This window comes from Bacillus sp. FSL M8-0266 (genome assembly GCF_038613425.1).
In the GTDB taxonomy this organism is placed as follows: domain Bacteria; phylum Bacillota; class Bacilli; order Bacillales; family Bacillaceae; genus Bacillus; species Bacillus pumilus.
Map to the genome: position 1 here is coordinate 3,329,800 of NZ_CP152015.1, position 13,576 is coordinate 3,343,375.

The 13,576-nt window shown below is 42.2% G+C and carries 12 protein-coding genes; 5 read left to right on the plus strand and 7 right to left on the minus strand.

Features of this window, described 5'->3' with window-relative positions:
- Positions 1-3: 3 nt before the first annotated feature.
- The 3 genes from MKY83_RS17185 to MKY83_RS17195 are packed head-to-tail and all read left to right on the plus strand — an operon-like array spanning position 4 to position 3,716.
- Entirely contained in the window at positions 4-1,470 is a 1,467-nt protein-coding gene (locus MKY83_RS17185) for a spore germination protein (protein WP_113767777.1), read from the plus strand.
- Positions 1,471-1,473: 3 nt separating this feature from the next.
- A complete protein-coding gene (locus tag MKY83_RS17190) occupies positions 1,474-2,574 on the plus strand; it encodes a GerAB/ArcD/ProY family transporter (RefSeq protein ID WP_113767778.1) in 1,101 nt (366 codons plus the stop codon).
- On the plus strand, positions 2,571-3,716 hold the full coding sequence (locus tag MKY83_RS17195; RefSeq protein WP_106067030.1) for a Ger(x)C family spore germination protein: 1,146 nt from the start codon (positions 2,571-2,573) through the stop codon (positions 3,714-3,716). The genes MKY83_RS17190 and MKY83_RS17195 overlap by 4 nt, the downstream gene beginning before the upstream one ends.
- 13 nt (positions 3,717-3,729) lie before the next feature.
- Here MKY83_RS17195 and MKY83_RS17200 read toward each other — a convergent pair whose 3' ends face one another.
- Together MKY83_RS17200 and MKY83_RS17205 are read right to left on the minus strand one after the other, a co-directional pair.
- Positions 3,730-5,127 carry a bifunctional glycosyltransferase family 2 protein/class I SAM-dependent methyltransferase gene (locus tag MKY83_RS17200; RefSeq protein WP_342487515.1) on the minus strand — a complete coding sequence of 466 codons (1,398 nt, stop codon included), beginning with the start codon at positions 5,125-5,127 and terminating at the stop codon, positions 3,730-3,732.
- 137 nt (positions 5,128-5,264) lie between these two features.
- Positions 5,265-6,629, minus strand: coding sequence for a sugar porter family MFS transporter (locus MKY83_RS17205; protein ID WP_095117897.1), 1,365 nt, complete (start codon positions 6,627-6,629; stop codon positions 5,265-5,267).
- 271 nt (positions 6,630-6,900) lie between these two features.
- On the opposite strand from MKY83_RS17205, the gene MKY83_RS17210 reads away from it, so the two are divergent.
- Positions 6,901-7,866: an LCP family protein gene (locus MKY83_RS17210; RefSeq protein WP_044140082.1), complete on the plus strand. Its 966-nt coding sequence runs from the start codon at positions 6,901-6,903 to the stop codon at positions 7,864-7,866.
- 390 nt (positions 7,867-8,256) lie between these two features.
- The gene (locus MKY83_RS17215; RefSeq protein WP_342487516.1) at positions 8,257-9,138 is read left to right on the plus strand and encodes a Cof-type HAD-IIB family hydrolase; all 882 of its coding nucleotides are present in this window, start codon (positions 8,257-8,259) and stop codon (positions 9,136-9,138) included.
- Positions 9,139-9,194: 56 nt separating this feature from the next.
- Here MKY83_RS17215 and MKY83_RS17220 read toward each other — a convergent pair whose 3' ends face one another.
- From MKY83_RS17220 to pgsB, 5 genes are all read right to left on the minus strand, one after another.
- Positions 9,195-10,418 (minus strand): C40 family peptidase, encoded by a 1,224-nt coding sequence (locus MKY83_RS17220; RefSeq protein WP_217012651.1) that lies wholly within the window; start codon positions 10,416-10,418, stop codon positions 9,195-9,197.
- A 107-nt stretch (positions 10,419-10,525) separates the two neighbouring features.
- A complete protein-coding gene (locus MKY83_RS17225; RefSeq protein ID WP_003213661.1) occupies positions 10,526-10,696 on the minus strand; it encodes a hypothetical protein in 171 nt (56 codons plus the stop codon).
- Complete coding sequence (locus tag MKY83_RS17230; protein ID WP_342487517.1) at positions 10,693-11,859, minus strand: CapA family protein; 1,167 nt, start codon at positions 11,857-11,859, stop codon at positions 10,693-10,695. Before MKY83_RS17230 ends, MKY83_RS17225 begins: the two co-directional genes overlap by 4 nt.
- Positions 11,860-11,877: 18 nt before the next feature.
- Entirely contained in the window at positions 11,878-12,327 is a 450-nt protein-coding gene (gene pgsC / locus MKY83_RS17235; RefSeq protein ID WP_012011488.1) for a poly-gamma-glutamate biosynthesis protein PgsC, read from the minus strand.
- Between the two features lie 15 nt (positions 12,328-12,342).
- Entirely contained in the window at positions 12,343-13,524 is a 1,182-nt protein-coding gene (gene pgsB, locus MKY83_RS17240; RefSeq protein ID WP_012011489.1) for a poly-gamma-glutamate synthase PgsB, read from the minus strand.
- Positions 13,525-13,576 lie beyond the last annotated feature (52 nt).

Consider the following 13,576-nt stretch of genomic DNA (forward strand, 5'->3'; position numbering starts at 1 on the left):
ATTATGAAAAGTCGTATTGAACAAGATATAGCGTCCGTCATCAAGCGCGTCAAAAGCTTTGCCGGGAAAAGTGATGATATCGTGTTCCACTCATTTTCATTTGGCCCTTCTGCTATCTCTGCATGTCTCATGTACGTTGAAGGACTCACAGAATTTGAGATGCTTTCCAAACAAATCATTTCACCCATGCAAAAGGAACTGGATATCACCGAGGTTGATTCTAGTACGCTTCCAGCCCTGTCTAAAACGTTCTTTGGCATCCAAAATGACGTGCTCGAGGATATGAACCTTGCCATCGAGCAGTTATATAACGGCAGGGCTATTTTATTTGTAGATGGCGCGGCTCAAGCACTTGTGCTCCAAACGAACCTTTTTCAATTTAGAGAAGTAGAAGAGCCGCAATCGGAAGTCCTTGTAAGAGGGCCTCGGATCGGCTTTATTGAAAATCTTGAAAAAAACACGGCTTTAATCCGCGAGCGGGCAAATGACCCAAACCTCGTCATTCAAAAGGTGAATGTAGGTACTCGCAATAAAAAGTCCGCAGCCCTTGTGTACGTTCGTGATATTGTTGACCCTAAATTAGTAGAAGATGTTTTATCACGCATGACCGAAATCAAAATGGATGACATCCCTGAAACCGGCTATATTGAACAGCTAATTGAGGACAGCCACATCTCCATTTTCCCGCAGATTCAAAATACAGAACGTCCTGACCGGGTGATTGCATCTGTGCTTGAAGGAAAAGTGTCAATTTTACTCGATGGCACTCCTTTTGCGCTCATTTTACCGATGACCTTTACAGCCTTGATGCAATCACCTGAAGATTATTATCAGAGATGGACTAGCGCGACTCTTTTACGTTTACTCCGTTATATCGCCGTGTTGCTCACGATTTTTTTACCCGGGCTTTACATTGCACTTGTTTCTTATCATCCAGGCTTATTACCCACACGGATGGCGCTCACCATCGCAGGCAGCCGGCAGAATGTTCCGTTCCCTCCTGTTGTTGAGGCGATTCTTATGTCTTTTACGATAGAGCTGCTGCGAGAAGCTGGACTTCGGCTTCCTAGAGCCATCGGGCAGACAATTGGGCTCATTGGCGGCGTCATCATTGGTCAGGCGGCTGTCCAAGCCAATATCGTCAGTGCCTTAATGGTGATTATTGTGTCGCTGACCGCACTAGCTGACTTTACGGCACCGTCCTATGACTTTAGTTTCCCGCTGCGTATCTTGCGGTTTATGGCTATTTTCAGTTCAGCGATGTTGGGGTTATATGGCTTAATCATGTGTTATTTATTTGTGCTTTGTCACCTGATGCAATTAAAGACCTTTGGTTTTGACTATTTCACACCTGTTTTGTCTTCACCGTTTTCAGATTTAAAGGATACGTACGTACGTTTACCAATTGGGCTATTTAAATCGAGACCGAAAACAGCAAAAATAAAAAATCTCAAAAGACAAGGAGATTAAACGATGTACAGAGCTGAGAAGCTATCATTGTTACAAGTCACCATTCTGTGCAGCTCTACAATGATAGGCGCTGGAATTTTAACCATTCCTCGCAGTTCTGCCAATTCAGGATTCCCTGATGGCTGGATCATTGTATTAATACAGGGAGTCATCTTTGCTTTCATTGCTTTTTTGTTAGGATGGATTGCTGAAAAAAATGCGCCGGATACCATTTTTGACTCAAATAGAAAAGGAGCCGGTGCCATCATTGGCACGTTCTTTAATTTAATGCTGATTGCCTATTTACTAGGCATTGTCGGCTTTGAAGCGCGTGTACTCGGGGAAGTGGTCCAATTTTTCCTGCTGGAATCGACTCCCATGGCAGTAATTGTGATGATTTTTCTTCTCGTGGCGATCTATCATTTGAAAAGCGGTATTTTCCCAGTCGTCAAATTGGTCACGTACATTTATCCCATCGCCTTGATCATTTACATCGGGCTCATGCTGTTTTGTCTGAAAATATTCGATTTTGATTATTTACGTCCTGTCATGGCACACGGGTTTAAAGATTTCAGTAATTTGTTCTCTCAAACATTTATTCAATTTACAGGCTTTGAGGTCATTTTGTTTGTTGTACCACTTATTTATAAAGACAAATGGTCGAAGGCGAAATGGGCCGCTGCGATCGGGGTCGGAATTACCTCACTTATCTACTCTCTCACGCTCTTTATTGTGATTGGTTCCATGACCGTTGGAGAAACGAAATCCCTCACCTGGCCCACTGTCTCCCTCATTCAAGCACTAGAACTTGAAGGGGTCTTCATTGAAAGATTTGACATTTTTTTGCTGACGATCTGGACGTGCCAGCAGTTTATTTGTATGCTTGGCTTTTTCCAATTTGCGATTAAAGGCTGTCACACGGTCTTTAAGACGACCAATGTAACGAGACTGCTATGGCTGCTGTTTTTGATTACCTCTGCCCTCTCTTTATTTCCGAGAAATATCAATGAAGTCTTTTACTACTCTACTTTACTCGGCTACGCATTGTTCGCGGTTTTAGCCATTCCTTTTATTACAGCTGTTCTGCTGATGATACGCAAAAAATGGGGAGGTCGTTCTGCATGAGAGGAAGACGTGTAATGTTCATCTTTTTGTCCTGCTGTCTTTTCCTTCTATCAGCAGGATGCTGGGATTTAAAGGATATTGAAAAACTATCGTTTGTACGCGGTGTTGGTATTGATGAGGAAGATGAGGATGGCGTTAAGCTGACCTACCAAAACCTTGTACCGAAAACAGGCGGAACACAAGAAGCCGATTCTCCCGGCTATGTGAATGTTGTCTCGAAGGGAAAAAATGTGCTGGAGGCTGTCAGTAATGTCGCCTTGAAGGACCCGCCGATCTATAGTGATCACCTGAAAATCTTTTTGTTTGGTAAAACCCAGGCGGAGCAACACGATATTCAAGGAACACTCAATCATTTTATTCGAGATGATGAGGTTCGGCGAAGCAGCTATCTCCTCGTGACACGAGGAGATGCGTCAAAAATCATCAACCAAAAATTGAAATCACAGCAAAAGGTCCCAGTTGAGCATATCTTCGAAACATCCAAAAATCGAAGCTTTAACGGAAAGATCGCACCGCCAACACGTATTGGCCGGGCGTCTGATTACTTTCAGATGGGCGTTAGCTTCCTTGTGCAAAGTGTAGATGCGATAGACGGTGAACTTATTTATGATGGAGCAGGCATCATTCACGGAAAAACACGTAAGCTGATCGGTTTCATCCCTGCGAAGGATGTCCAATCTTTAAACTGGGTGATGGACCGAATTTCAGGTGGCGTTGTACCTGCCACCTACAAAGGTTATCCGATAACGTATGAAATCAAAAAAGCAAAGACGAAGGTCGAGCCCTATCTGAAAAATGGAAAGGTATCCTTTAAAATTAGCGTACAAACTAATGGAAAATTGTCTGAGGATCAATATCCTCCTGAAAACTCATTCGATGAGCAGTATATCAAACGATTTGAGCGGATCTTTGCTCATAAAATTAAAGAACGCATTCAAAAAGCGGTCCATCATGTGCAAAAAGAAGTGGGCGTTGATCCCATATTGTTTAACAAGCAGTTCCGTATGAAATATCCTGACTATTGGGATCGGCATGGTACCGAGTGGGATAGGCTCTTCCAAGAAGCAGCCATTGATTACGATGTCAAAGTCAGCATCTTGAACTTTGGTGCAGAAGGTGCAACAAAAAGCTTTAAATGGTAAAGCAAAAAGGCGGTTATCCCGAAGGGGAGCCGCCTTTTTTACGCACGACAAGTAAAAGCTGATATAGAGTCACTTGATCAGTCAACGCTTTTGTTTGAAAGCCAAGTGACACTCCTACTCTCGCCACCTCGTCAAAAAACAATTGGACGTTTTGATTAATCGGAACATTGATCCTCTGCTCGATCATCCGTTCAAACAAATGGTCTGGGAAAAGCGCACGCATTGTATTTGGTGTGAAGAACCTCAGGTGACCTCGGTCTAAAATTCCTACATCTTGATACGTAAAATTCCCTGTCATTAACGGGAGAAGCACCTCTGCATGCATCATGTTGGGCAGGCAACAAATGATCACGCCGCCTGGCTTTAAAGATGCGTGTGCTTGTTCAATGATGTGCCAAGGATCTGACACATGCTCTAAAACATCCGAAAAAATGATCGCATCAAAAAAAGCCTCTTTCTCTAACCACGGGTACTTATCTGCTTTTGCCTCGATGACTTCTTTGTAATATGCCTTTGCGATGGCTGCTTTTAATGGATTAGCCTCTACTCCGTACATGTCAACAGACTGCCGATTCATTAGTTCAAGCCCTGTTGCTCCTGCGCCGCATCCCGCATCCAGTACACAAACAGCGTCTTCAGGCAGCAGAGCCGCAAAGTACGGATGAGGAGCCATCAGATTGAGGTCAATGCCCCATTTATCTAAAAACCGAAGCCTGTTCTCTGCAAACAGTGTAGAGATGTTCGTTTCTTGATTTGCTCGAAAGGTTGCATGACCGTGATGATGCACAAATGAATCGTGAACGATTTGCAGCTGATATCCCTTGAGCAAGGATCTCAAACAAAGGTCGTCATCCTCAAATGATCCATACACGAACCGTTCATCAAATAAACCCACCTCTTCAATAAGCTCTCTTTTCACAAGCAGACAAAATCCCACAAGCCGATGTACATAAGTTCTCTGACCTTTTTTCGCAGCCGTATAATTCTTCGCAAAAGCTGGGAGCTCCTTCACATCTGTATACGATGGCTCGACCATTTGAGGACCACTCACATAATTGGAGACTGGTCCTACCATCCCAATACGTTCTGATGCAAATAACGCCTCTCTTAATGGAGAAAGCCAGTTTTCCGTCACGATCGTATCGTTATTTAAAAAGAGAATGCTATCTCCTGTCGCTTTTTTCGCTCCTTGATTACAGCCCTTTGCAAAGCCTCGATTTTCTGCATTTTCTATGAAAATCACATCTTTCAACTCTCTCACATATTCCTTCGTCCCGTCGGTTGACGCATTATCAACGATGATGAGTTCATATTGGTCACTTCGGGTATGCTGCTTAATGCTGTCGATACATTTTTTCGTTAAATGCAGTTCATTGTATGTCAGGATGACAATGCTCGTTTTCCCTTTCATCTCATTTCCACCTTTCGCCCGTCTGTTCCATATGTATGTCATATGCAGCACGTTCAGAAGATGAGAGATTGTCCTTTCTTAATTAAACGTTTGTTTAACAAAGAAAAACCAGCTGCATGTGTGCAGCTGGTCATTGTTCACACCGTTTTTCCTTCTTCACCTGTGACGGCACGGTTCCTCTTTTTTAAATCTTCTTCAATTTCTTCAAGACTTTTCCCTTTCGTTTCAGCCACCATATATTTCACAAATAAGAAGGCACCTACGCCAATGACCGCATAAATGAGGAAGAGATTACTGATACCCATCGCGCTAAGTAAAGTTGGGAATGTAAGCGAGATGATTAAATTCCCTGTATGAAGGAGGAAGGTAGAGACGCCCGTACCGATTCCTCGGACATGTACTGGGAACAGCTCAGGAAGCATCACCCAAACGACTGGACCCCAGCTGACAGCAAAGATGACGATGAAGAGTCCTAAACAAATAATGGTTGTCCATCCTGCAGCTGTTGACCCCTCGAAAAATCGATTGACCACTGACAGGACAATTAAACTTAGGACCATGCCAGCATTCCCAAATAAGAGCAGCGCTTTACGCCCTACACGGTCAATGATTTTAATCGCCACAAACGTCATGACGACGTTCACTGCCCCAATTCCGACGGTTCCTAAAATGGCCGCTGAATTACCAAAGCCAACACTTGTGAATGTTTTTGGTGCATAGTAAATAATCGTATTGGTACCGATAAACTGCTGCAGAAAGGCAAGACCGACACCAGCGATTAATGCTGGGCGTACCCATGGCTCAAATAATTCCTTAAAACCGCCTTTTTCTTCACTTTCCGCCTGTTGAATGTCTGAAATTTCTTCTTCCACTTCTTGCTTACTCTTTCTGAGTTTAGATAATATCTCTTTCGCACGGTCTGCCTGTCCATGGACAAACAGCCAGCGGGGGCTTTCTGGCATAAACATAATCCCACATAATAAAAGCACAGAAGGCACGACCGCAATTCCAAGCATCAGGCGCCATGCTTCTGCATCCGCTAAAGCGTAATTCACAATATAGGCGAGAAGAATACCAAATGTGATCATGAGCTGATTTAATGAGGACAGTGCACCTCTCGATTCCTTTGGAGCAAGTTCAGATAAATATAATGGAACAATCGTGGTCGAGCACCCGACAGCAAGTCCTAGCACAATTCGGAATAAGACCATCACTTCCGTATTCGGAGCAAGGGCTGTACCAAATCCGCCGATAATAAACAAAATCGCTGCGGCGATGATGGCTTTTTTCCGCCCAAATTGATCTGTCAGCTTTCCAGATAAAGAGGAACCGAGCATCGCTCCGATTAAAATCGAGCTGACAACAAGCCCCTCTGTAAATGCGTTTAACCCTAAATCCTCTTTCATAAATAAGATGGCGCCAGAAATGACACCTGTATCATAGCCATATAAGGCGCCGCCAAGTGCGCCGAAAAAATAAAGCCATCCATTCCGATTTTTCATGTTCATAACCCCTCTTTTGTTCTGTATGTACTGGATGTTTCTCTATGGAAAATCATTTTCCTCACTTTCTGTCACTTCAAACATTTCGATGTTTTATGACAAATATATTTCATTTGCGTATCATTGAAACTTTTTACGATAAGGAAACGTCAATTAAGCGTTAGTGAAAAAAACATCGCACTATATCCCGTTTTAAGGTATATTTGTTTTAGTTTGTAAGTAAAAAGAGGGACATCTTTACTATAAAAATCATAGCGAGGGTTTAAAATATATGGATCAATCAAGAAGCAAACGCAAAGGAAAAAAGCGTTTAAAACCATGGGTGAAAGTCACTCTATTTATAGTCGGTATCCTTTTACTGACAACCGCTTCTGTCACAGGCTATGCCTACTATAAAGTGACAAGCGCTGCAAAAAAAGCACAAGTATCTTTAGATCGCGGCGCTCAATCTGTCAAACGGATTGAAGCATTTGATCCTGGTAAAGACAGCTTTTCTGTCTTGCTGCTTGGTATTGACAGCAGACCGGGCGAAACAGTGAAACAAGCACGAAGCGATGCGATGGTCTTAGCAACCGTCAATCGTACAAGTAAAACCGTGAAATTATTAAGCATTCCAAGGGACTCATATGTAAATATTCCAGGGCATGGCTATGACAAAATTACACATGCACACGCATTTGGCGGTGCAGATTTAACCTTGAGTACAGTCGAAGATTTACTAGATATTCCGGTTGATTTTATGATCCAAAGTAATTTCAAAGCATTTAAAGAGATCGTCAATGAACTAAATGGGGTCTCTATTAACGTCAAGGATGAATATGTGGTCAAACAGGTTCTAAAAGATACAAAGGGAAAGGTACAGCTTCAAACAGGAACTCATACGCTAGACGGTGATCAAGCTCTCGCATATGTGAGAACTAGAAAAGCAGATAGTGATTTAATGCGCGGGCAGCGTCAAATGGAAGTATTAAAAGCCATTTTTGATAAATCAAAATCGTTAACATCAATTCCGTCATATGACAATATCATTGATACGCTTGGTGATAATGTCGCGACCAACCTTTCAATGAAAGAGCTAGTCGGGCTTTTCCCACTTCTGACGTCATTGAAATCGGTTGATACCATTCAGCTTAAAGGCTCTGATTACCAGCCAAACGGGGTTTATTATTACCAATTGGATCAAAACCAGCTAAACGAAGTGAAGACTGAATTGAAGAAGCAGCTTGAATTATCATAAAACAGAAAGCGTCCCCAAAGGGCGCTTTTTGATTGTTGACAAAGGGCTAAAATGGTTTTTATTTTAGCTCTTTGTCTTCTTTTCAGCGCGATAGAACTCTAGGAAGGACGAGCACAGAAGCGGAGCGAATTTAATATTCGTGAGCATCGGCGCACAGGACTGACACCGAATGCGAGGCTTTGTCTACACGCTGAAAGCGTCCCTAAGGGGCGCTTTTTTACTTGCTGACGATGATGCAGATTTTTCCCCTTTGGCTTATTTCCTTGATCATTCGATCATTTTTGTTTAGCCTTGATAGAGAGGAACAAGCATCGTATTGCTCATGAGAAGGAACGAAATCGTACATACTTTGAAGAGGCTATTGCATGCATGAAGGAGGATTTGACAGCGATGAAAAAAATGATTGCGATTGATTTAGACGGTACACTTTTAAATACAAAAAGTGAAATATCTGCTCAAAACAGGGAGGCATTGATCCGCGCGAAGGAAGCGGGATATATTGTCACCATCTGTACAGGGCGGGCGACTTTTGATGTGAAGGAACTGCTTGGCGATTTGGATATCCCTATTATTGCAGCAAACGGCGGAACCGTTCATACAGAAGGTTACGAACTTTTCAGCCGTATCACACTTGACCAAGAAGCAGGAAAACGAGCGGCTCAGGCATTAGTAGAACGAAACATTTACTTTGAGGTCTACACGGACGATGCGCTCCTCTCTCCTTTTGATGGAAAAGAGAAGCTGAAAGCAGAATTCGATGTGATCAAAAGCGCGAATCCAAATGAAGATGTAGCTGATTTATGGGAAGGGGCAATGACTCAATTCAAACAATTTGGCATCAAACCAGTGAATGATATTCGTCAGATTTTTGAGTTGAATGAAGCGACCTATAAATTACTCTGCTTCTCGTTTGATATGAATAAACTACAGGAAGCACGAGATCTCCTCGCGGAAATGCCTGAGCTTTCATTGACCTCTTCTGGAAAACATATCATTGAGGTTCTTCCAAAGGAGTCTGGAAAAGGACATGCCCTCAAAAAGCTCGCAGCTCATTATGGCGTAGACCGCTCACATATTTATGCGATCGGCGACAGCCCCAACGATCTATCCATGTTTGAGGAAGCAGGCCACCGCATTGCAATGGGGAATGCAGTCGATGTCATTAAAGAAAAGAGCACCTACATTACAAAAGGTAATCATGAAGACGGTGTTGCTTACTTTATTGATCTGCTTTTACAAAATCAATTCCACGAAAAAAAGACGCTTGTCTGATCAGCGCCTAGAGAGAAGTCTAAAAGTCCGATACGAACGTAGATCGGGCTTTTTCTTTATTTTTTAATTCGAACTGCCGTCTCATACTTATCCTTCCAGTACGTACTTGTTTTCATATTCGTAAGCACGACACCATTTGAGACGGTCATATGAATGACTTGATTTGATCCTGCATAAATGGCCGGTATCAATGACGTTCCACTAAAGAAAACGAGATCTCCCGGCTTCAGCTCCGACCGTTTCACAGGCGTACCTGCCTTGACTTGACCTGACGCATAACGAGGCAGCTCAATACCAAGTACTTCTCGATACACATACTGTGTGAACCCTGCTGTGTCAAAGCCTTGCTTTGGATTCGTCCCACCTTTGACATAAGGAACTTCTCCAATATACGTAGCGGCTTTTGAGACAATCGGGTCTTCTTTTGCTAATTTCAGCTCCGTTAATCGTTTCGCACCTGTCCATTTTTCGCGCCAATACGATTCAGACAAATAAGAAATCGTGACACTTTCCGAACGGCTCGCATGAATAAAACGGTCGCCCCCAATATACATCCCTACATGAGAAATGCCTGGCTTATATGTGTTGCTAAAAAAGACAAAATCCCCAGGACGTATATCATCTAATGCTACTTTTTCTCCAGCCATCCACTGCTGTTCAGCACTTCGAGGCAAATAAATCCCTAGTGATTTTTCAAATACATATTGTAAAAAGCCTGAACAATCAAAGCCAATCTTAGGGTCTGCTGCACCAAATACATAAGGAATACCTAAATATTTCATCGCATCTTTCACAAGACGATTATCCGAGATTGCCGGTGTGCCGGGAAGTCGTTTGACTGCATAAAATCGATCCGTCCAGTATTTGCTTTTGCTGACGTCTGTTTTCACGACACCTTGACTAAGCGTGATGTGAATGACCTGATCGTTACCAGCGTACAACGCTACATGTGTCGGGATATCCTTTGTTTCTTCAAGGCTGCGAAAATATACAAGGTCACCTGGCTGGGCTTTGTCCCATGATACCTTTTTTCCAATCTGATACTGGTCGATTACCTTCCGCGGTAAATCAAATACTCCTGATGTCTTGTACACATATTGCGTAAACCCTGATGCGTCAAAGCCCGTTTTTGGATCGGTTCCTCCTTTATGATAAGGTGTTCCAATCAGCTTTTCCGCTTGCTGCAAAGGAGACACTGTTTGAGCAGATATTTCTGATTGAGACATGAACATCAGCCCTACGAGCGCGCATCCAGCAATCACTATTCCTTTCCATTTCATGATCTTTCTCCCTCCTTTCTTCTATAGTTTCGGCATGACACCTAACTTTTTACACCTTTTTTCGACAAAAAAGAGCACGCAATGCGTGCCCTCTATGCTCGTTAGAGTTATTTACTTGCTTCCGTTTTTGACTGTTTTTGTTGTTCGATTTTCTGCATTTCAACCGAGATCTTTTGTTTTTCATGATCTGTGAGGCTGTCACTAAATTTAAAAGCAGACATAAAGACAAAGACTAAAATTAATGCAACAAACGGCCAGCTTGCTTTTAGGAATTTCATTTCTTCTCTTTCCCTCCGTTTTCTTTTAAGTGTTTAACTTTATCAGCGTGATCTACTTCAAAGAAAATGTGTCCGTCTTTTTCTTTCCAATCCGCATTCGTACCATTTGTCAGCATACGGATAATGGATTTTGATTCAAATGATCCTGCTTTAACCGGAGCAGGTGTTGCTTCTTTGATGTACATTGGGACAACTTCAAATGTCGCTTTTCCATCTTCATTCAGATGATACTGAACAAGTGCAGAATCACGTGTTCTTGACCAGCCTTGGTCAAAAATAAAGTTTCCTAAGCTATAGAAGATCGCCGTGCCGTTATAGACTTCCATTGGCTCAAGAACGTGCGGATGAGCACCGATAATGATATCAGCACCTGCCTTAGACATCGCTCTTGCCAATTCTCTTTGTCTATCGTTTACCTCATTGTTGTACTCCTGTCCCCAGTGAGCATGAACAACGACGATATCTGCCTTTTCAGCAGCCTGCGAAATCATCGGAATAAAGATAGATGGATCGGCTGGCAAGATACCCGCCTGGCGATTCGTTGCTTTAAAATCTTTCCCATACACATCAGTAAAACCAAGTGTAGCGATTTTGACACCATTTACTTCTTTATACGAAATGTTCTGCTTCGCATCCTGAAGGTTATGGCCTGCGCCTGTATAATCCATGTCAGCTTGTTTAAAGGCATCAATCGTTTTGTTTAGCCCTTTTTCACCATAGTCTGCCGCATGGTTATTCGCAAAGTTTAATACAGAGAAATTCAAATCCTTCAACGCTTTGACAGAATCCTCATCTGTTTTTAAATGAATATTCTTTTGCGCCGCTTGTTCCCGGTCTGATGCGACTGGATGCTCAAAGTTACCAGTCACATAATCTGACACATCAAAGTATGGTTTGGCATAGCGAAAGAGATGCTGTTTTCCATAACGGTCTGTTACTTTCTCTACGTTTCTTCCAAACATAATGTCACCGACAAACGAAGCGATCAGGATGTTTTCTGGATTCTTTTGTACAGTTGGCACTTTTGCTTGCCCGATAAACGTAAATAGAAATGTACAAGCAATGACGATCGGTAAAGCAATCAGTACATGTTTATTCGTTTTTTTCTTTTGGTTCTTTGTGATTTTCAGCAGCTTTTCCTGAAAGCTCAATTTTTTATTCATCATTGGACACACCTTATCTTAAAATAGATAGTAAACATACATGATGGCAAATGTTGCACCACTTAGAAGTAACGTGCTTCCAAGGGTAATCGTAAGACCTTGCTTTTGAATCGTATTTGCAATCAATCCAGGAACGATAATACCGATTCCGCGGAATTCTGCTATTTCAAATGGGACCACTGGATAGAAGAAATCAAAGACTAGCTTTAAGGCAATCCCTGTAATCAGCATCGCAGCAAACTTTCTGCGTCCGTATAAAATCATAAATTTCGATAGACCAAAGCGAACGATGACATACGTAAGCAAGCTGACAGATAAGACAACTAAAATGAAGACTGGCTGGTTAAATACAAGCGCCAGATAACCTGGGACAACAAGTCCAGCTGGTACGATTCCTGTTTTTTCTGCAAAGATTAAACTAAGTAGAACACCTAAAATTAACGAGATATAAAGATCTGATCCGAACATTTTCTATATTTCCTCCTAGCTGACAAGCTGCTTAATTTTGTATTCTTGAATTTTTTCGATTAACGGTTCAGCGGCACCATGAATATTGCCGACTCCATAAACCACTCGATTATGAAGCTTTTTCTCAAGCATGTTCATAATTTCTTCTGTAGATTGATATTCAAGGTTGTGTAAGTGGTCAGCCGGAATTTTTCCATCCTCATATGCCTTTACAATTGGATCTGTTGTTTCACCAATTAAGACGAGATCACTTGCTTCAATATAAGGAAGTACATCCTCCGCAAACTGGATCGTTCGATCTACACGATCCGCACGGCAGTTCATGATAATAATCGGTTCATCTGTTGGATATCCAATTTCTTTCACACGCTTCCAAATGTTCAATGTAGATGATGCGTCATTTGCCGCAAAACCATTTACAAAGTGTCCAGGTGTTTTCGCATCCATTAATGGAAGAATTCTCATCGCTCCTGGATCAGGTGGCGCATTTAACATTCCTCGGAATGCCGTATCTTCATCAATTCCTAATGCCTGTGCAACACCAAGTGCAAGTGAAGCATTATCTGGGAAGACCATGTACTCAAATTTCCGTAAATACTCATCAGAAATCTTGGAATTATCTGCAACAATGACTTCTGTATTGCGTTTTTTCGCAATCTCTTTAAAGAAATCCGTATATTCACTATCCGTAATAACCAAGTGTCCATTGTAAGGAATTGTCGCTGTAAAGGCTTCTGCTATTTCATCAAGTGTCGGCCCCATGACGTCCATATGATCTTCAAGAACGTTTACGATCACGCCAATATTCGCTTGAAGCAGCTCTTCCTGAAAGATGATTTGGTAATCTGGATTTACCGCCATACATTCACTGACGATGGCATTTGCTCCTCTTTCAACGGTTTCTCTCATAACTTCCTTCTGCTCACCGATATTCGGTCCTTGCGGTTTCCTTTTAATCGGTTTCTCCTCTGGCGTATCCCAATAAATCATTCTTGCATCTGTTCCCGTTGTTTTGCCGACAGTTTTATAACCTGCCTCCATTAAGATACCGGTTGTCAATCTTGTAACGGTAGACTTTCCGCGAATACCATTAATATTGACGCGCACCGGTAGGGCATCGATATTTTTCTGGTGACGCTTCTTTTCAATAAAGCCAATCCCTAACATGATGACACAGGCTATAACGATTAACCACATCGCTTATCTACATCTCCTTTTTTTATGAGTGTGATATGTAAATTCAATCAAC